General features: G+C 62.7%; 19 protein-coding genes and 1 pseudogene. 6 read left to right on the forward strand and 14 right to left on the reverse strand.

The window, feature by feature from the left end; all coding sequences use genetic code 11:
* Positions 1-35: 35 nt before the first annotated feature.
* Both NKJ32_RS01010 and NKJ32_RS01015 read left to right on the forward strand, forming a co-directional pair.
* The gene (locus tag NKJ32_RS01010) at positions 36-830 is read left to right on the forward strand and encodes an RDD family protein (RefSeq protein ID WP_352574686.1); all 795 of its coding nucleotides are present in this window, start codon (positions 36-38) and stop codon (positions 828-830) included.
* Positions 827-1,135: an Rdx family protein gene (locus tag NKJ32_RS01015; protein ID WP_352574687.1), complete on the forward strand. Its 309-nt coding sequence runs from the start codon at positions 827-829 to the stop codon at positions 1,133-1,135. Before NKJ32_RS01010 ends, NKJ32_RS01015 begins: the two co-directional genes overlap by 4 nt.
* Positions 1,136-1,161: 26 nt before the next feature.
* On the opposite strand, the gene NKJ32_RS01020 is transcribed toward NKJ32_RS01015, so the two are convergent.
* Entirely contained in the window at positions 1,162-1,641 is a 480-nt protein-coding gene (locus tag NKJ32_RS01020; RefSeq protein ID WP_352691692.1) for an anthrone oxygenase family protein, read from the reverse strand.
* Between the two features lie 142 nt (positions 1,642-1,783).
* Between NKJ32_RS01020 and NKJ32_RS01025 the strand changes: the two genes are divergently transcribed.
* Complete coding sequence (locus NKJ32_RS01025; protein ID WP_352691690.1) at positions 1,784-2,425, forward strand: TetR/AcrR family transcriptional regulator; 642 nt, start codon at positions 1,784-1,786, stop codon at positions 2,423-2,425.
* Positions 2,426-2,494: 69 nt separating this feature from the next.
* On the opposite strand, the gene rpmE is transcribed toward NKJ32_RS01025, so the two are convergent.
* Positions 2,495-2,716, reverse strand: coding sequence for a 50S ribosomal protein L31 (rpmE, locus tag NKJ32_RS01030; protein WP_006327661.1), 222 nt, complete (start codon positions 2,714-2,716; stop codon positions 2,495-2,497).
* A gap of 204 nt (positions 2,717-2,920) precedes the next feature.
* Between rpmE and NKJ32_RS01035 the strand changes: the two genes are divergently transcribed.
* Entirely contained in the window at positions 2,921-4,723 is a 1,803-nt protein-coding gene (locus NKJ32_RS01035; protein ID WP_352569580.1) for an ABC transporter transmembrane domain-containing protein, read from the forward strand.
* A gap of 118 nt (positions 4,724-4,841) precedes the next feature.
* On the opposite strand, the gene NKJ32_RS01040 is transcribed toward NKJ32_RS01035, so the two are convergent.
* Together NKJ32_RS01040 and NKJ32_RS01045 are read right to left on the reverse strand one after the other, a co-directional pair.
* Positions 4,842-6,869, reverse strand: a complete 2,028-nt coding sequence (locus tag NKJ32_RS01040; RefSeq protein WP_352569581.1) for a DUF3857 domain-containing protein — start codon at positions 6,867-6,869, stop codon at positions 4,842-4,844.
* A gap of 206 nt (positions 6,870-7,075) precedes the next feature.
* Positions 7,076-8,560, reverse strand: coding sequence for a carboxypeptidase M32 (locus tag NKJ32_RS01045; protein ID WP_352644577.1), 1,485 nt, complete (start codon positions 8,558-8,560; stop codon positions 7,076-7,078).
* A gap of 185 nt (positions 8,561-8,745) precedes the next feature.
* On the opposite strand from NKJ32_RS01045, the pseudogene NKJ32_RS01050 reads away from it, so the two are divergent.
* Positions 8,746-9,097, forward strand: a pseudogene (locus NKJ32_RS01050) (DUF1304 domain-containing protein).
* Positions 9,098-9,176: 79 nt separating this feature from the next.
* Here the strand turns inward: NKJ32_RS01050 and NKJ32_RS01055 are convergent.
* From NKJ32_RS01055 to NKJ32_RS01085, 7 genes are all read right to left on the reverse strand, one after another.
* Positions 9,177-9,575, reverse strand: coding sequence for a hypothetical protein (locus tag NKJ32_RS01055; protein WP_352644575.1), 399 nt, complete (start codon positions 9,573-9,575; stop codon positions 9,177-9,179).
* Between the two features lie 264 nt (positions 9,576-9,839).
* Positions 9,840-10,871, reverse strand: coding sequence for a peptidoglycan -binding protein (locus NKJ32_RS01060; protein ID WP_023678020.1), 1,032 nt, complete (start codon positions 10,869-10,871; stop codon positions 9,840-9,842).
* 1 nt (position 10,872) lies between these two features.
* The gene (locus NKJ32_RS01065; protein WP_023678019.1) at positions 10,873-11,898 is read right to left on the reverse strand and encodes a MotA/TolQ/ExbB proton channel family protein; all 1,026 of its coding nucleotides are present in this window, start codon (positions 11,896-11,898) and stop codon (positions 10,873-10,875) included.
* A gap of 115 nt (positions 11,899-12,013) precedes the next feature.
* Positions 12,014-12,721, reverse strand: a complete 708-nt coding sequence (gene trhA / locus NKJ32_RS01070) for a PAQR family membrane homeostasis protein TrhA (RefSeq protein ID WP_023678018.1) — start codon at positions 12,719-12,721, stop codon at positions 12,014-12,016.
* A 99-nt stretch (positions 12,722-12,820) separates the two neighbouring features.
* Entirely contained in the window at positions 12,821-13,621 is an 801-nt protein-coding gene (locus NKJ32_RS01075) for an inositol monophosphatase family protein (RefSeq protein ID WP_023678017.1), read from the reverse strand.
* An 81-nt stretch (positions 13,622-13,702) separates the two neighbouring features.
* Positions 13,703-14,269: an elongation factor P gene (gene efp / locus NKJ32_RS01080; RefSeq protein WP_023678016.1), complete on the reverse strand. Its 567-nt coding sequence runs from the start codon at positions 14,267-14,269 to the stop codon at positions 13,703-13,705.
* Positions 14,270-14,407: 138 nt separating this feature from the next.
* Positions 14,408-15,265: a LysR family transcriptional regulator gene (locus NKJ32_RS01085; protein ID WP_198023577.1), complete on the reverse strand. Its 858-nt coding sequence runs from the start codon at positions 15,263-15,265 to the stop codon at positions 14,408-14,410.
* A 113-nt stretch (positions 15,266-15,378) separates the two neighbouring features.
* Here NKJ32_RS01085 and NKJ32_RS01090 point away from each other — a divergent pair, with 113 nt between their 5' ends.
* Positions 15,379-16,395: a zinc-dependent alcohol dehydrogenase family protein gene (locus tag NKJ32_RS01090; RefSeq protein WP_023678014.1), complete on the forward strand. Its 1,017-nt coding sequence runs from the start codon at positions 15,379-15,381 to the stop codon at positions 16,393-16,395.
* A gap of 42 nt (positions 16,396-16,437) precedes the next feature.
* On the opposite strand, the gene NKJ32_RS01095 is transcribed toward NKJ32_RS01090, so the two are convergent.
* From NKJ32_RS01095 to NKJ32_RS01105, 3 genes are all read right to left on the reverse strand, one after another.
* On the reverse strand, positions 16,438-17,469 hold the full coding sequence (locus tag NKJ32_RS01095; RefSeq protein ID WP_352450838.1) for a tetratricopeptide repeat protein: 1,032 nt from the start codon (positions 17,467-17,469) through the stop codon (positions 16,438-16,440).
* A 1-nt stretch (position 17,470) separates the two neighbouring features.
* Complete coding sequence (locus tag NKJ32_RS01100) at positions 17,471-18,118, reverse strand: thiamine phosphate synthase (protein WP_352826655.1); 648 nt, start codon at positions 18,116-18,118, stop codon at positions 17,471-17,473.
* 177 nt (positions 18,119-18,295) lie between these two features.
* A complete protein-coding gene (locus tag NKJ32_RS01105) occupies positions 18,296-19,180 on the reverse strand; it encodes a DMT family transporter (protein WP_023678011.1) in 885 nt (294 codons plus the stop codon).
* Positions 19,181-19,308: the final 128 nt, after the last annotated feature.

Consider the following 19,308-nt stretch of genomic DNA (forward strand, 5'->3'; position numbering starts at 1 on the left):
TTCTTCTAGAGCTGTCAGTTACTGATGGGGGACGGATGACTGACACTGACGAGGCTCGTTTTGCTGACGCGATGTCCTGGCCTCGCCGGGGTGACATATGGCGCCGGCTGTTCGCTTCGATCATCGACTATCTTATCGTCCTGATACCTCTTTACGCACTGGTAGCGGGTTTGTTTCTGCTGACTGACGGCGGAGTCAAAGGCAGCTTTTGGTTGAACTGGAGAATATGTCAGGCGGCTTCGTTAAACGGAGCAAGTGATCCATCACTTGCCCGTTACGATTGGCAGGTATGCAGAACGTCGCTGTTCGGTTTGACGGTCGCCGAATGGGCCCTGGGAACGGCTTCGGGCTCACAGTCTGAAGGAAATCCCTCCGTCTCATTTGATTTGGATTCGCAGGGCAATTTCCGACCGGCAGCATTGGATTTGGGTTTCCTCGAACTGGTCGTTCTCGCGTCTTATCTCCTTGTCATGGAGTTGACCTCTGGCCAGCCAATCGGCAAGCGGTTCGCGGCGCTCATAGTGCATGACCAGGATGACAAAAATAGAATCGGACTACCCGTACGAAAGGCTGTTCGGCGGCAGGGAATGAAATTTCTCGGCGCTTTGCCTATAATGGCCACAGGAGGGTGGTACGCTTTTCAGGCTTGGGGCAGCGCTCCTGGGGTCGCGCAGGACTTCTCCCAGCTGGAGATTGTCGGTGCATACGCTGCGTTGGTCTTAGTTATGGTCTGGCCGATCTGGATCGCAATATCCATAGCTCTTGGCAACGACCCGATACACGATCGATTTGCCGTAACCACAGTCCGCGCAGATGAGACCGAGACATGAGCGAACAGGCGCCCACCGTCCGCATCACCTATTGCACCCAGTGCCAGTGGCTGCTCCGGGCCGGCTGGATGGCGCAGGAACTGCTGTCCACCTTCGGCACCGATCTCGGCGAGGTGACGCTGGTGCCCGGCACCGGCGGCATCTTCACCATTTCCTGCAATGACACGCTGGTCTGGGACCGCAAGCGTGATGGCGGTTTTCCCGACGCCGCAAAGCTCAAGCAACTGGTTCGCGATGTCATCGATCCGGATCGCGATCTCGGCCATGCCGACCGCAAGGGCGATAAGTCAAAAGATCCTGCCTGAAGGCCTTTTACACTTCCGTCCTGCATTCACCGCCACGCGAAGATGAAGCAGCCCAGCGCCACGATGGCGGTGATGGTGCGGACATGGTTCCACATCACCCAGTCCTTGAGATAGGTGGCCCACACGGCGGCGCCGTTGGCGCTTGCCGGATCGACCGCGGCCAGGGCGTTGTTGAGCGGCACGTTGAACATCATCGTCACGATCGGATTGCCGACGACATAGATCAGGGCGCCGGCGAGAAGCCAGAACGAACCCGGTTGGCTCCAGCCGATAAGAGCGCCGGCGGCAAGGACAAGACAGACCAGCCCGGTGCCGAAAAGCGCGGTCATGAATGCCGGCGTAATCACGGTGATGTTGATCGAATTCATGGCGGCGATGCCGCCTCCGGCAGGCAAGCGGGCGAGCGCCGGCATGATAAAGTTGGAGAAGGCGAAGAAAACGCCGCCGACAACGCCTGAGCCAATGGCAGCGACGAAGGTGAGGGTGGGAAGCAGTTTCATGATCATGTCAGTTCCTCCGGTTTCGGGGTTCGAGCAATTTGATTGGCACGTCCACAAAATGTGAATAATCCTCATGTTTGCAAAACGTGATAAACCCTCGTATTTTGCGAGTCAAGGCAATTTGTTGATTGTTCGTCTGGAGACAGTGATGGAAGGCTCTGCCGTATCGGATTCACAGAACGGCCAGATCGCATCGCCGCGCCGGGCGCCGAGCCAGCAGCGCAGCCGCGAGCGGGTCGAGCGCATGCTGGCCGCCGCCTCGGCGCTGATCGCCGAGCAAGGCAGCGACGCCATGCGCATGGGCGAGGTGGCCGAGAGGGCCGGCGTGCCGATCGGCTCGCTCTACCAGTTCTTCCCCGACAAGAGGGCGCTCATCTGGGCGCTGGCCGAACGCTACACCGCCGAAAGCCAGGCCTGCATTGCGGCAGCGCTAGCCGAGGTCAATGACGCCGAAGGCCTGCGCCGGGCATTTTCGGAACTGGTGGATATCTACTACGGAATGTTCCTGGCGGAGCCGGTGATGCGCGACATCTGGTCGGGCACGCAGGCCGACAAGGCGCTGCGCGAACTCGAGCTTGCCGATAGCCGGGCCAACGCCGAATTCCTTACAGCCGTGCTGAAACGGCTGCGGCCATCCGCCGATCCGGAAGCGCTCGAAACGACGGCGTTTCTCATCTGGCAGATGGGCGAGGCCGCAATGCGGCTGGCGATCTCGGTCGGGCGGCAAGAGGGCGACAGGCTGGTTGCCGCCTACAAGCGGATGGCACTGCGCGAGCTGGTCGGCGAATAGGGCCGTATTTTCGCAATAAAAAACCCGCCACGAAGGCGGGTTTCTCGATCTGCGAAACGCCAATGCGGCTTAGAGGCCGAAGCCTTCGAAACGCTTCTTGAACTTCGACAGGCGGCCACCGCGGTCGAGCAGGGTCTGCTGGCCGCCGGTCCAGGCCGGATGAGTGGTCGGGTCGATATCGAGGTTCATCGTATCGCCTTCCTTGCCCCAGGTCGAACGGGTCATGTATTCGGTGCCGTCGGTCATGACGACCTTGATGGTGTGGTAGTCGGGATGGATGTCGGTCTTCATGGTTCTGTTCCTGGCTTGCCGGGTGCTGCCGACGGGCTGAAGCCTGCGTCGATGCGCCCCTTTTTAAAACTCGAAGCCGCAGCTATTGAGGAGCCACGGCTTCTAAAACGGTCGGCGAGCCTATACATCAGCCGGAATTGAATCACAAGGCCGCGGCAAGCGCATATTGATGGCGCAAACCTCAAAGGGCCAAAGGAAACGGTCATGGCGAACATCAGCGGCGATGCAGACGAGCGCAGGCGCTCGCTGAGGCCGCTGCAGCGCCTGTTTCCCTACATCACCCATTACCGCAAAATGGTCATCGGCGCGATCGTCTCTCTGGCCGTCGCGGCGGCGACGACGCTGGCGCTGCCGCTGGCCGTGCGGCGGATGATAGACCACGGCTTTTCCGCTTCCGATTCCAGCTTCATTGCCGAATATTTCGCCATGCTGGTGGTGATGGCCGCCGTTCTGGCGGCGGCGTCGGCCAGCCGCTACTATTTCGTCATCACGCTCGGCGAGCGCGTCGTTGCCGATATCCGCCGCGATGTCTTTGCCCACGTCACCACGCTGTCGCCCTCCTTCTTCGACACGGCCCAGTCGGGCGAGATCGTCTCGCGGCTCGCCGCCGACACGACACAGGTCAAATCGGCCGTCGGTGCTACCGCCTCGGTGGCACTGCGCAACGTCATCCTCGGCCTTGGCGCCGTGGCGATGATGGTCTTCACCAGCCCAAAACTGTCCGGCCTGGTCATCGCGGCCATTCCGCTAATCGTGCTGCCGCTGGTCGCCTTCGGCCGCTCGGTGCGGCGCAAGTCACGGCTGGCGCAGGATACTCTGGCCAATGCCACCGCCTACGCCAGCGAGCAGATCGGCGCGGTGCGCACCCTGCAGGCCTTCACCAACGAGAAGCTTGTAACCGGGTATTTTTCATCCGCCGTGGAAGCAGCGTTCGAAGCGGCGCGGGCCTCGATCTTTGCCCGCTCGTTTCTCACCTTCTTCGCCATCTTCATGATCTTTTCCTCGGTCGTGGCGGTGCTATGGTTCGGTTCGCGCGACGTGCTCGACGGCACGCTGTCGCCAGGCACGCTTGGCCAATTCCTGCTCTATTCGGTGTTCGCCGCCGGCGCGCTCGGTGCCCTGTCGGAGGTCTGGGGCGAACTGTCCCAGGCAGCGGGCGCTGCCGAACGGCTGACCGAGATCCTGGCCGAGAAACCCGCGATCCAGGCGCCCGCCGATCCGAAGCCGCTGCCGGCAAAGGCGAGAGGCGCGATCAGCTTCGACGATGTCTCCTTCTCCTATCCGGCCCGGCCCGACCGCGCCGCCGTCCATGGCCTGAGCTTTCAGGTCAAACCCGGTGAGACGGTGGCGATCGTCGGGCCATCCGGCGCCGGCAAGAGCACGGTGTTTTCGCTGCTTCTGCGCTTCTACGATCCGGAGGCCGGCAGGATCGTCATCGACGGGGTCGATCTGCGCGAGGCCGATCCGGCCGCGATCCGCGCGCGCATCGCCATCGTGCCGCAGGACGTCACCATCTTTGCCGCGAGCGCGCGCGACAATATCGGCTTTGGCCGACCTGGCGCCAGCCAGACCGAGATCGAGGCGGCGGCGAAGGACGCGCTTGCCGACGAGTTCATCCTGAAACTCGAAAAGGGCTATGACAGCCAGGTCGGCGAGCGCGGCGTGACGCTGTCGGGCGGCCAGCGCCAGCGCGTGGCGATCGCCCGCGCGATTCTGCGCGATGCGCCTATCCTGCTGCTCGACGAGGCGACCTCGGCGCTCGATGCCGAAAGCGAGACGCTGGTGCAGACGGCGCTGGACCGGCTGATGAAGGGCCGCACCACGATCGTCATCGCCCATCGGCTGGCAACCGTGCTGAAGGCCGATCGCATCCTGGTCATGGATGGCGGCCGCATCGTCGAGGAAGGCACGCATCAGAGCCTGGTCGCCAAGGGCGGCATCTATGCGCGGCTGGCCAAGCTGCAGTTCGATACCGGGGCGAATGCTTTCAGGGGCGCGGCGGAGTAGCATCGCTCCATCCCGATGAAATCGGGATGAGGCTCCATCTTCTTGTTTGACCATGATCTTTTCCGAAAACCGGCATCCACTTTTCGGGATCATGGTCCCCAGCGGCCGCCGGGATTCTTCAGCTACCGAAAGCTCGGCGTTTGCCGCGTCGATAGGCGATGAACAGGGGAACGCCGACAAGCAACGACAACAAAAGCATGCTGGCGACGGTCTGTCGCTGCTCCTTTGCCGGATCGCTGAGCTGCACATCGGCAGGCGGCTCTTCATAGGTAAAATCGTACTGCCAGCGAACCTGGTCTGCGACGTCATCGACGGTTTTCAGATAATCGGCAATCGCCTTGGCCGGTACTTCAGTCGCCAGCGTCTGAAAGTTCCATTCAACTTGCAATTCGGTGGGCGTGTTGGACCAGGACGCCTTGAGAGACAGATAGGGCGTCACGACGTTTTTCATCGACTCGCCGGAAAACCTCGCCTTGAGGTTGCGCACGGTCACCTTGTGGCGGCGGTAGAACTGGGGGCCGAGGGAGACGGGCCCGGTTCGTTCGACGATTGTCGGGGTTGGAAGAGAGTTGTTGCCGAGATCGGCCGCGCGGATCGGGAAATTCTTTGCCAGATCGTTGGCCGCCAGCGCCTCCGCCGGCAAGCGATAACTTTCCTTCACGCTCACTATGTTGCCGTCGCGCCGATCCACGATTTCCGGCTTGGCGATGGTTTGGATGCCCGGATATTGCTTGTTGTAGTATTTCAGGTAGGCGTCCGACACCTCGCTCAGCGACCGGCTGGCGAAATTGCCGCGCATCCAATCGGCATCGGCGTCCTCATATGTCGAGAAGACCGTCAGCACGAGGGAATCGCCCGGTTTCCGCGGAAAGTCGAATTCCTCGGCGATCTGGATCGATGGGCTGCTAAGCACAGGGCTCGGCATCTTCTCCAACCCGCCGGTGCTGGAAAGCGGCAGCGCGAAGCCGTAGTCAGGCTGTGCGAGATTGTGCGCCCTGCCGCCCTGAAGATAGTTCGTGGCGTCCAGCCAATATGTCTTTGCTCCGATCTTTGCCTTGACGATGGCATGGTCGAAATCGCGAAGCGCCGGCAGATGCTGGTCCAGAGCCCGCCCCTCGTCGAGATCGGCCAAGGCAACCTCGGCAGCAATGCCAAGCCGCACAAGCGACGAAACCAGCAGCAGGGCCTTGTCCTTGCAGTCACCGAACCCGCTCAGGATAACCGTCGCGGGATCACGTGGAACGTAGGAACCGGCACCCATCGACAGGCTTACATAGCGAATCTGGTCCTGCACCAACCGCATTGCCTCGACCATCCGGTCTTCGGGCACCGGATGCCGCAGAGCGATGTCGTCGAGCTTTGCGGCAAAAGCCGAGGGAAAAACGGTCGCTGGCTTGTAATAGGGCGCAACGGCATCGACCACACTTTGCCAATTCGCGGTAGACGCGACATCGATGGAGCCCCAGCCTGGATAGGTCACGGGCAGGTTATCCTCGACATTGACCGGTTTCGGGTTTGGAATTTCCCATAGATAGGTGGTGTCCGGCCCAGTCGGGGAGATTGAAGGCTTGAGTCGGGTTCCCCTTGTCTTGATCTGGAGCGGCTGGCCCGAAGGCCAAATGATGCTTGTGCGGATAAGCGCTACCGGCTCTTCCCATTCGGTGGAGAAATTCTTGAAGAAAAGGTCCTTGCCGACCAGCGGTGTTACTTCGTAGGTCGACCCGTAATCGACGATGTCGCCGGCACGCACGTCATCGATGTTGACATGTGCTGTCAGCCAGCCGTCGAAGACGCCTTTCTCGGCGTCTCTTTCCCTGCGGAAGATGTCGAATTGGACGCCTTCCAGCCGGTCCAAAACGGCACCATCGCGGATGATGTGAAGATGGTTGAGCGTGACCTTGTGCCGGGACGGATCGAACTGCAGATCGATACTCGCGCCACGATCCAGGCCGGGACGGTCGACGATTTTATAGACGGTGCGCGAGTACTCGACATAGCCGCCGGCGCGATGCTTGATCTGGTCGTCCGAGAGCAGCCATGAAACGCCATTCTTGATTTGATCCGATCGGGTGGGATCGGCAGCCGGAATATCAAGCTGCTTTACCCAGCTTTCTGCCGGACCCTTGAGAACCATGTCGTCGGACATGGCCGGAGAACTCAGGCCGATCAATAAGATGAAAAATACCAAGCGGGGCCAGAAAGACTTCATCCTATGAAAACTGTAACAGACAGACATCTACGCTCGCCCAACTTGGAAGAACTCCTTTTTCAGAGGCTTTCCCACCAAAGTAAAGGCCAGTTTCGCGGATTTCTGCAGTCACCGCGGCAAGAACCTGGAATAGACGAAGCGGCTCAGTTCCCGTACCGCTTCTTCAGATGGTCAGTGAAATGTGCGGCATCGAGCTTTTCGCCGGTAGCGCGTTCGAGCAGTTCCGGTGTCGACCAGCGCGAGCCTTGCGACCAGATCCTTTTGCGGCGCCAGTCGTTGATCGCGGCGAAATCTCCCTTGGCGAGGTCTTCGTCGGCTGAAGGATGATCCCTGGTCAGCGCCGCCCATTGCTGCGCCGCCATCATGGCGCCGAGCGTGTAGGAGGGGAAATAGCCGAAGGCGGCACCCGGCCAGTGGACGTCCTGCATCGGACCGTCAGCCGGATTGTCTGATGTCGACAGGCCGAGATAATCGCGCATCTTGGCATCCCAGGCTTCGGGCAGGTCGGCTGCTTCCAGCCGTCCCGAGACAAGCTCCTGCTCCAGTTCGTAGCGCAGGATGACGTGCAGCGGATAGGTGACCTCGTCGGCATCGACGCGGATCAGGCCGCGCTCGACCCGGTGTACATGCGGCAGGATGTCGTCGATCGTCCAGCTCTCGCCGAGGTGTCTTTCGACCACCGGCAGCGCCCAGCGCCAGAATTCTGGATTGCGGCCGATCTGCTTTTCGACGAACAGGCTCTGGCTTTCATGCACCGCCATGCCGCGCGCTCTGCCCAGAGGCCAGTGCGCCCACGCCTTCGGCAGGTTCTGCTCGTACAGCGCATGGCCGGTCTCGTGCAGCACGCCCATCAGCGCCGACAGGAAATCCGAGGTCTTGTAGCGGGTGGTGATGCGCACGTCGCTCGGCACGCCGCCGCAGAAGGGATGGTGCGAAACCGACAGCGAGCCGTGGGTGAGGTCGAAGCCGACTGCCGCCATCATGGCGAGGCCGAGCTCGCGCTGCTTGTCCAAGGGGTAGGTGCCGGAAAGCGGCTTCAGCGGATGTTTCGCCAGCCGCTCTTCCTGCACGGCCAGTGCCTCCGGCACGAAGCCTTTCAGGAAGGTCTTCAACTCGGCAAACACAGGCGTGATGTCGGCGGTGCGATTGCCCGGATCATATTGCTCCATCAGCGCGTCGTAAGGCTCGAGCCCGAGCACCTCGGCGCGAAGGGCCGCCTCCTCGCGGACCAGCGCCACGACGCCTTCCAGCGCCGGCAGGAAGCCGGCCCAGTCGTTCTTGGCGCGCAGGTCGCGCCAGAGCTGCTCGGAGCGCATGCGCGCGGTCGTCTGGCGCTCGACGAACTCGACCGGCAGGCAGGTCAGGTTGGTGTATTGCCGGCGGAATTCCCTGACCGCGGCCTGCTGCTCTTCGTTGAGCGCCTCCTGTTCGGCCGCCGCGATCCAGTCGGCAATCTCCGGCGCAGTCGCCCGGGCATGGTGCATGCCGGCAAGCGCCGACATTGCCTCTGCGCGCTTCTCGCCGCCGCCGACCGCCATATGGGTCGCCTCGTCGGCGCCGAGGATAGCGAGGGCGTGTTCCAGCGCTTCGAGCTTGTGGCCGAGGTCGTCGAGTTTTTGAAAGGACATTGTGGGTTCCGCTGATTTGACGGCGGGAAAAGATACCAATGCAAAACTGTTGGCAACCCCCGAAGACCGTCCGCGACCGATGCATCGACTGCCGGCCGCAACGGCCGAAAAGCATCTTGTGGAAGCGGTGGCGTGCGTGATCAATGTCGTCCGGCGGCGGCAGACCGCGATGGGGGAGACGAAACGTGATCGCCAATGTGCTGGTCGGGCTGGTGGCCGTGATCCACCTCTGCATCGCCTATCTGGAGATGGTGCTGTGGGACACGCCGCGCGGCCACATGGTATTCAGGCTGACCCCGGAATTCGCCAGGGGCCTCGAAAGTGCTTGCTGCCAATCAGGGGCTTTACAACGGCTTTCTCGCAGCCGGCCTGATCTGGGGGCTTTACTTCGGCGAAGCCGGTTTCCAGTTCAAAGTCTTCTTCCTGCTCTGCGTCGCCATCGCCGGCCTTTACGGCGCAGCGACGGCGGGTCGTAAAATCCTGTTCATCGAGACAGTGCCGGCAGTGCAGGCGCTGATTGCACTGGCGTTGGGCTAGCGCATGATCCCTTAACCGAAAGCTGGAAAAGGATCATGCGCAAAATCCATTGCCACAGTGCCGGGCACTGCGGCCGATTTCAGCCGCCTGGATAAGTTGGGCCGTAGCCGTTGGGATAGTATCCGCCATCGGCGCCGTTGCCGATGAGGAAGGCACTGCCGGTGTCAGCGCGCAGCTTTTGGCTGACATCGTCGAGCTGCGCCATCAACTGCTGATATTGCGTGCTCGGCATCGTTCCACGGCGAGCGGCCCTCTGGGCGGCCCGATCGAGTTGAGCGACCTGCGTGCGCAAGTCACGTGCCTCGCCCGGCTCGAGCTTGTTCGCCCGGATGGCGCCCTGGATACCCGTCTCCACGCTCTGGATCTGATTGATCAAGGCCGTCGCACGCGGGCCGGCGTAAGCGCCAGCAAACGGAACGGCGAGGAGCAGTGTGGCGAGCGTAGCAGTCCTGAGATTCGTGGGAGCGAAGAAGCGCATGGTTGCGTCTCCTTTACTGGGGAAGGCGGTGGTTGGGAGGGTCCTGCCTTCCGGCCGCGGGCCGTCAGGTTCCGTCGCGTCGCGATGAGCGGTTCCACCGCCGGCGGTTCTCGGCCCATGACCAAGGCTAAAAGGCCATGGCGGCAAAGTGTAATTAAAAAAAGGTAATTTTTTTAGTTCTTGCCGCTGCCGCACCAGTGCCCTAAATGCCGCCGACTTGAGCCGGCTCGACCTGGCGCATGATACAAGCCAAAGGCTTGCAGATCACCGCTCGGTCAGCTTCAACTCGATGCGGCGGTTCTTGTTGCGCGCCTCTTCGGTATCGGCGGGGTCCAGCGGCTGGAATTCGCCGAAGCCGGCCGCGACCAGCCGGTTGGCCGGCACGCCGTTCTCGATCAGGAACTTGACTACCGATGTCGAGCGCGCCGTCGACAATTCCCAATTGTCGCGGTAGCGGCCGGTGCCGGAGAGCGGCTTGTTGTCGGTGTGGCCGTCGACGCGCAGCACCCAGTTGATCTCCGGCGGGATTTCCTTTTGCAATTCGATGATGGCATCGGCGAGCTTCTTCATCTCGACCTTGCCGGCATCGTTGATCACCTCGGAGCCGGTCGGGAAAAGCACTTCCGACTGGAAGACGAAGCGGTCGCCGACGATGCGGATGTTCTCGCGGTCGGCAAGAATTTCACGTAAGCGGCCGAAGAAATCGGAGCGGTAGCGGTTTAGCTCCTGCACGCGTTGCGCCAGTGCGACGTTGAGGCGGCGGCCGAGATCGGCGATCTTGGTGTTGGATTCGCGGTCGCGCGTTTCGGACACGTCGAGCGCTTGTTCGAGCGCTGCGATCTGCCTGCGCAGCGCCGAAATCTGCTGGTTGAGGATCTCGACCTGGCTCAGCGCTTGCTGGCTGATCTGGCGCTGGCTGTCAAGCTCGCCGGAAAGTGCCGTCGCGCGCTGGTTGGCGGCATCGCCGGCACCGGCGCCTTGCGCCAGCAATTGCTCGAGCCGGCTCTTTTCCGCCTCCGATGCAGACAGCGATGCCTGCAAATTGGCAAGGGTGTCCTCCTTGTCCTGCGTCGTCGAGCGTTCCAGCGCCAGAAGCTGGGTCAACTCGTTGATCTGCGAATTGAGGCGGTTGAGCACCGTGTCCTTGCCGGAGATCTCGCGGCCGAGCAGGAACTGCGCCAGCACGAAAACAGTCAGCAGGAACATGATCGCCAACAGCAGCGTCGACAGCGCATCGACGAAGCCCGGCCAGTAATCGATGCGGCGGTCGGAGCGCCGGCCTCGTGCCAACGCCACGTCAATGCACTCCAGGCTTCTTCAAGGCGTCGGCGATCTTCTCCAGGGTGTTGCGCATCGCCTTCTGCTCGTCGGACTGGGCCTCGACCCAGTCGCGCATGATCTGCTGTTCCGAGCGCATGTTCTTGACCAGGCCGGAAATGCCGTCGGCGAGATTGGCCATGGCGGTGGCGACGCGCGGATTGGAGCCGCCGCCATTCTCCTGCAGAGTGCGCAGCTTTTCCGACAACAGCCGGATTTCCTCGGAGGGTTCGGTCTTGGCGGCGTCGGCAACAACGATGTCGGAGGACAGGTCGGTGACCGAGGACAGCCAGTTTTCGAGTTCGGTATAGAAGCGCGTCTGGGCGCGGCCGGCCTGCAGGTCGAGGAAGCCGAGCACCAGCGAGCCGGAGAGGCCGAACAGCGAGGACGAGAAGGCGGTGCCCATGCCGGCCAACGGAGCGGAAAGCCCCTGCTTCAGGGATTCGAGCACGGCCGCGGCATCGCCGGTGCCGGGATCGAGCGACTCGATGGTTTCGCGGATCGAGCCGATCGTGTTGAGCAGGCCCCAGAAGGTGCCGAGCAGGCCGAGGAACACCAGCAGTCCGACAAGGTAGCGCGACGTGTCGCGGCTTTCGTCGAGCCGGGTGGCGATCGAATCCAGCATGGTGCGCATCGAACTGGTCGAGAAAGCAATCGTCGAGGAGCGGCCGATCATCGCCTTCATCGGCGCCAGCAACACCGGTTCGGTGGTTTCGGAACCGGCGCGGAACGAGTTGACCCAGCGCACCTCGCGGAACAGCCGGCCGACCTGGACGAAGGCCAGCAGGATGCCGACCGCCAGCACGCCGATGATCAGGCCGTTGAGGCCGGGATTGGTGACGAAGGCGGTCGAGATCTGGCGGGTCAGGATGGCGGCGATGAAGGCCACGATGAACAGAAAGATCACCATGGTCAGCAGAAACACCTGCGGGCTCGACAATTTGTGCGGGTCGTAGATCAGAACGTCGGAGCGCCTGCCCATGCCGAAGGATCTGAGAAGAGTCATCCGTGCCCCGTTTCCGATGCCGTCGCCGCCGATCAATTTGTGTTTGCGACTCTAAACGGAATTGTGACGAAATTGAATGGCGCTTGGCAATATTGCCACTGTCCGCGACCGGAGGTCAAAGCCGGTTGATGACCAGGCAGTCGACCATGGCGGCCAGATGCAGGCCGGCGCCGGTGACGACAAAGCCATGCCACAGCGCATTGTGGAAGCGCAGGCCCTTCCAGGCGAAGAAGATCACGCCACAGGAGTAAACGATGCCGCCGGCAACGATGAGCGCGATCGATGTCGCCGGCAGCGTCCGCACGAGCGGCTCCACCAGAACGATACCGCTCCAGCCGATGGCTAGGTAGAAGACGATCGCCAGCCGGTCGAAACGGCCGGGAAGAAAGACCTTGATGGCGATGCCGACCGCCGCGGCGGTCCAGACCAGGACGATCATGGAAACGGCCAGCGGCGAGCCGCCGAGCTGGGCCAGGAAAGGCGTGTAGGTGGCAGCGATCAGCAGATAGATCGCGGCATGGTCGAAGCGCCGCAATATCCATTTTGCCGGCGACGACACCGGCCAGACATTGTAGGCCAGCGAAACCGACAGCACGGTGAGCAGCGAGACTACATAGAAGGCGGCGGCGACGTATTCGCCGGGGCCGGTTCGATAGGCGGCCAGTGCCAGCAGCGTCGAGCCGGCAGCGATCGCCAGCACGATGCCCACGGCGTGGACAATGCCGTCGGCGATGATCTCGGCGCGCGAGTAATGCCAGCGCCCCATAAAGGGAATGTCGAGCTGGGAGAGTTCGCTCTGGGGTTGGGGCCGGCTGTTCGTCATCGATGATCCTGCGCCACCTTATCTGGGCGGCCGCGGGACAGTATTTCAAGCTTTGGTTGCGGTTTTGCGACTGCGGCTGTTCAGCGCGGCGTGCCTCTATCAGCCGGCTGAGAGTGGCCTTTTGATAGTCTTCAACAGCGCGCGCTGGATGAGTTCGTTGCCGGCGACCAGTGAACCGGCGTTCAGCACATCCTGTCCCCCGGCGAAATCGGAGACGAAACCGCCCGCCTCGCGGATCAGCAAAATGCCGGCGGCGACATCCCAGGCCGACAGGCCGGTTTCCCAGAACCCGTCCATGCGGCCGGCGGCGACGTAGGCGAGATCGAGCGAGGCGGAGCCGAGACGGCGGACGCCAGAGACCTCGGCCATGACATTGCGCAACTCGATGAGGAAATTGCCGTGCTGGCCACGCCCGAGATGCGGCATGCCGCAGCCGATCACCGCATCGACCAGCTTGGTGCGGCCGGCGACGCGCAGCCGGCGGTCGTTCATGAAAGCGCCGCCGCCGCGCTCGGCGGTATAGAGCTCATCCATCGCCGGATTGTAGACGACGCCGGCGACGATCTGGCCCTGGCGCTCCAGCGCGATCGAAACGGCAAAGAGCGGAATGCCGTGCAGGAAATTGGTGGTGCCGTCGAGCGGGTCGACGATCCAGCGGTGCTGGCCGTCGTCGCCCTCGATCACGCCGCGTTCCTCCATCAGGAAGGCGTAGCCGGGCCGCGCCTTGGAGAGTTCGGCAAAGACGATGTCTTCGGCCTTGCGGTCGGCCTGGCTGACATAGTCGCCCGGCCCCTTCATCGAGACCTGCAGGTTCTGCACTTCGCCGAAGTCACGCGACAGCGAGCGGCCGGCCTTCATTGCGGCCTGGACCATGACATTGAGGATCGCGGAACGCGCCATTGCTGTTCTTCCTGTCGCTGCGCCTATTTGCCTTGACGCATCATCTTATCCAAAAAGTCTGCAACTCTTTGGGATCACGCCTTAGTCGGCGCGGCGCACGTAAGTGATTTCGTTGGTATCGACGATGATGCGCTCGCCCGAGCCGATGAACGGCGGCACCAGCACGCGGATGCCGTTTTCGAGTATCGCCGGCTTGTAGGACGAGGCTGCCGTCTGGCCCCTCACCACCGGGTCGGCCTCGGTGATGGTCAGCGTCACCTGGTCGGGCAGCGAAATGCCGATCGGCCTTTCGTCATAGAGCTGGACCGTCACCATCATGCCGTCCTGCAGGAAGGCGGCGCGATCGCCGACGAACTCCTTTTGCAATTCGAGCTGCTCGTAGCTTTCGGTGTCCATGAACACCAGCGCGTCCCCCTGCTCGTAGAGGAAAGAAAAATCCTTCAGATCGAGCCGGATCTGCTCGACCGTCTCGGCCGAACGGAAGCGCTCGTTGAGCTTGGTGCCGTTGATCAGGTTCTTGAGTTCGACCTGGTTGTAGGCGCCGCCCTTGCCGGGCTTGACGGTGTTGGTCCTGACCGCCACCCAAAGGCCGCCATCGTGCTCGATGACGTTGCCGGGACGGATTTCGTTGCCATTGATCTTGGCCATGGTGAGGTGATCCGGAAATGAGATGATCGCCGCAAAGGGCAATTTGGCGCCTCCAAGACCACAAATCGCCAGCAGAGGCAAGGAGCGCCTTCCGATGAAGCGGGAACGAAGCTGGCCCGGCAGCGCGGCGTGGCGGCCTCAGTCCGTCCTGACAGTCGCGGTGACGGCCTCGGTCACTGCGTCGGCGACCTCTCTCAAAAGATGCAGGTGCGGCGAACGCAGGACGACAATTCGCAGCGACAGCTCGAGGCCGGGAGCGTCGACCAGGGCAATGCCCTGCGGCAGCTTTTCCCGCAGCAGCCGCCTGGGCAGCAGGCCAAGGCCTTGGCCTCGACGAACCCAGTCGATCTGCAGCGCGCTGTCCTGAATCTCGGCGCCGACAGTCAATCTGTTCCCGCCCTCAGCAAGGGCAGCCGTCAGCCGCCGGCGCGCGTCGCAAGGCTCAGGGCTGAGGATCCAGGGCATGGTCTTGACGTCGGCTTGCCGGACAGTGCTTTCGGCAGCGATGACGCCGAGGGCCTCGGTTCCGACAACGCCGTCGCCAGCTTTGGAATTGCTGCCGTCCAGGATGACGGCGAGGTCAAGCTGTCCGCGCTTGTGCTGGTCGGCCAACTCAAGGCTCCAGCCGCTCTTCAGACGCAGCGAGACCTTCGGAAACCGGGCCACGGCATCACCAATGGCGGCGGCCACGGCTTTGTCGCAAAGTCCATGCGCGAGGCCGAGCCGCAGCAGGCCCTCCGGCTCGTCGCCCTTGGCGAATGATCTCAGCGCGGCGACGGCGGCGAGAATTTCCTTGCCGCGTGCCAGCACCTCTACGCCGGCCGGGGTCAGTCGCGACGGCTTTAGCCGGCGGTCGAGCAATTCCGTGCCGAGCATCTCCTCCAGCCGCTGGATCTGGCGGGTGACGGCCGGCTGCGTCAATGGCAGGCGTTGCGCCACCTTCTGAATCGAACCCTCCTCGGCAAAGAGGGCCAGTGTTTTCAGTTCTTCAAGCACGACACACCCGAACATGTCATAGAAGCATAATTATCCTGAACATTATGAATTTGAAATCCGATGGATGGCAAGCGATTTTCTTCCGGCAGGACCCCAGCTGGAAAGGAACGACGATGAAGGCGATCGAATTGCAGAGCCCGGGCGGCCTCGAGAACCTCAGAATGGTCGAGCGGCCGATGCCTGAGCCAGGGCGCCAGGAGATGATTGTGAAGGTCAAGGCGACGGCGCTGAACTACCGCGATGCCGAGATCGTTCGCGGCAGCTATCACACGAAGTTTGCATTGCCGCTGGTGCCGCTGTCGGACGGCGTCGGCGAAGTCGTTGCCATCGGCGCCGAGGTCAGCCGGTTCAAGATCGGCGACCGGGTCTGCGGCACGTTCTGGCAGCGCTGGGTCGGCGGCAGTTTCGCCATGGCCGAGCCATCCTATCAACGTGGCGGCCCGATCGACGGGCTGCTCAGCGAATTTGCCCGGCTCGACGAACAGGCGGCGGTGCTGGCGCCGGCCAATCTGAGCGACCTCGAAGCGGCGACGCTGCCATGCGCCGGCGTGACGGCATGGCACGCGCTGTTTACGGAGGGCAGCGTCAAACCCGGCGACACCGTGCTTTGCCTCGGCACCGGCGGCGTTTCACTGTTTGCGGTGCAGTTCGCCGCCGCTGCCGGGGCGCGCGTCATCGTGACGTCGAGCAGCGACGAGAAGCTTGCGCGGGCAAAGCAACTTGGCGCGCAGGATGGCGTGAACTATCGCAGCGTCCCCGATTGGGCATCGGCCGTGCTGGGATTGACGGATGGCCGCGGCGCCGACCATATCATCGAGGTTGGCGGACCGCAGAGTTTTGCACAATCGCTGAGGGCAGCGGCGCGCGGCGCCCAGATCAACGTCATCGGCTATCTCGGCGGCAGTGACGGCGCCATCAACCCGCTCGACATCTTCCGCCGGCAGGTCAGGGCGCGAGGCATACCGGTGGGCTCACGCGAATCCTTCGAGGCGATGAACCGCGCCATTGTCGTCAACCGGTTGAGACCGGTGATCGACCGGGTCGTGCCATGGAGCCGGGCCGCCGAAGCCTTTCGGTACCTTGAACACGGCTCGCCCTTCGGCAAGGTCGTGCTCGATCATACCCAATGAGTCCGCCTGACGAGCCTGGTGCAATGAGTCGCGAGATCGCGGTCAGGGCAGGCGGTTGGCCCGTTGCAGCGCCTGCTGCGTCTGCTCGTCGGTCAGGCCCTGCAGGAAATCGTCCATCTCTTGGTCGATGAGCCCGGCGCGGCGGGCGACAACATACCAGGCGCCGGCGAGGATGAGATCCGGGTCGGTGCCGATGCCGTTCATGTAGAGCTTCGCGAGACGGTTCTGGGCGGCGACATTGCCGCCCTCGGCGGCCTGCTTCATCCAGTTGAAGCCGGATTTCAGGTCGCGGGCGCCGCCGCGCCCCTCAATCATCCAGGTGGCGAGATCGATCTGTGCCGTGTCGTAGTTCTGCCGCGCGGCCTGTGCCAGCAGGCCGCGGGCGCGGACATCGTCGCGCGGCTTGCCGCCGGCGCCATTGGCGTAGACCTGTGCCATCGCATATTGTGCGTCGGCAAGCCCGGTCGCGGCAGCGCGCTCGTAATAGGACACGGCTTTGGCAATACCGGCATCGCCGGGCTCCTGTTCGACCATCAGCTGCGCAAAATTGAACTGCGCCAGGCGGTTGCCGGCCTCGGCGGCGGCCTGCATCAGCGCATAGGCCTCCTTCTCGTCCTTTTTGACGTAGCGGCCGTCGAGCAGCATCAGCGCATACTGGAATTGCGATTCCGGCACGCCCTGCTCGGCGGCAAGCGCATACCACTTCGCCGCCCCTGCCGCGTCGACCGGCACGCCGAGGCCGCGCGACAATATCTCGGCCACCAGCGTCTGTGCTGCCGGATCGCCGTTTTGAGCGCGGGAGAGCGCAAGGTTGTAGGCCGTCTTGTAGAGCCCGCGCTGAAAGGCCCCGTAGGCAGCATCGGACGGCTTTGCGCCGAAGCGGTCGGGGTTGATGGTGTCGGCCGACGGCAACGGGGTGGTGGTGGCGGGCTGCGGCAATTGTGCGGCGATCGGCTTGTCGGCAGGTTCGCTGGAATCCGGCCTGGGCTGCGGCAGCGGAACGGGTTCCGCCGCTATCGCCTGCGTCACGGCCGTTGCGAGAAAGGCGCTGAAAAGGATTTTCCGCGAGAGCACGTCAGTCCTCGAAGCGCGGCGCGGTTTCGTCGAGCAGCGCGTTGGCGGCGGCAACCGCCATCTTCGGATCGACGCCGTCGGCGAAAACGGCGCTGGACAGCGCCACGAATTCGGCGCCGGTGGCGGCGACCGCTTCCACCGAGGCAAGATCCGATCCGGCCATGACGATGCAAGGGAGCTGGATCACGTCCGCCCACCATTGCCCGAGCGACAGGTTGCGCGGGTGCGGCTCAGGCTTGTTGTCGTAGCCGAAGCGGCCGAAGAAAATGTAATCAGGCCTGACCTCGCCGAGTTCCAGCGCATCGTCGCGGGTCTTGGCGCCGCCGGTGCCGACCATCATCCTGGCCTGGAAATGTTCGATCGTTTCGGCGAGCTCGTCCTTGCCGACCTCGACATGGATGCCGTCGGCCTGGACACGGCCGGCGATGCGGGTGTCGCCGGCAATGATGACGGCAATGCCGGCCGCTTGCGCCACCGGCACGATCTGCTCGGCAAAGGCTTGAAAAGAGGCCTCGTCCATACCGTTTTCCGGCAGGATAAGCGAGGCGACGTCACCGCCGTCGAAGGCCGCGGCGATGCGCTCGGCCGGCACGTTCGGCGGCGCGATCAGCACGATACGGCAGCGGTTGGGCGGCGTTGCGTCATTCATTGGTGTTCGGTCCCGGTTATCGCCTATGCCGGGCGAAGATGGTTGCATTGCGGCATAGAGCAAAGTGCGGGGATTGAACAGGCGGCAGGGGGATCACGTTTGCCGTCAACGATTCCATGGGGCTCGGCGCATGGCTGCCGTTTGCCCGAAATTCTCCTCGCCTGGTCGCTTGCGGCCCTACGCAGGCACCTTCGATTTCCACAGCGACCAGCCGAGATTCATGCCGGCGGCGGCGACCAGGATGGCGGCGGCGCCGACGATCTGCGCCGGATGCAGCCGATGGCCGAAGGCGACGACATCGACGAGGATGGCGACGACGGGATAGATGAAGGACAGCGATCCCTGCAGATGCGTCGGCAGCTTCTGGATGGCGCCGTACATGAGGATGTACATCAGACCGGTATGGACGATGCCGAGTGTCGCCAGCATGACCCAGCTCCGCGCATCGACGGGAAGGTGGGTGAGATTGGCGAAGGGTGCCAGCATGAGAACGCCGACGCAGACCTGGATCAGGGCGATCAGGTGCGGCGGCGTGCCTTTGAGCTTCTTGGTGACGATAGCCGCAACGGCCCAGAAGAAAGCCGCGGCCAGCGCCATCGCAATGCCGGTAAAGTAATCCGTACCATGATCGCCTGCATCGGGCGCGGCCTGCACGATCAGCAGCATGCCGGCGAAGGCGATGCCGAGCCAGGTCAGCTTGGTCACCGTCAGCCGTTCGGAGAAGAAGAGCGCGCCAAAACCCACCAGCATAAAGGGCTGCGTATTGTAGACAGCCGTGGCGATCGAGATCGACGCGCGGGAAAACGCGCTGAACAGCAACAGCCAGTTGATAACGATGGCAGCACCGCCGAGCGCCGCGATCGCGACAATGCGAAGCGACAGCCTGCCGCGCAGCAGTCCCAGCGCCGCGCAGATGATCAGCAGCGTTACCGCCCCGAAAGCACAGCGCCAGAACACCACGTCCATGATGGGTTGGCCGGAAAGCACGACGAACCAGCCGATCGTGCCGAGGATCGCCATCGCCGCCGTCATTTCGATCGTGCCGCGTACCGTGTTGTCCATGGATGCTCCTGAAATCCGTTGAGATTTTATAATCCCACAGCGGATCGGGTCTTTCCATCACTTCTAGTTGGTGATATGCATGATGAACCTCATTAAATTAGGTAAACATCGGCTTTTTCTTGGAATTG

It is taken from the genome of Mesorhizobium sp. M0159 (assembly GCF_040322295.1).
Taxonomy (GTDB): Bacteria; Pseudomonadota; Alphaproteobacteria; order Rhizobiales; family Rhizobiaceae; genus Mesorhizobium.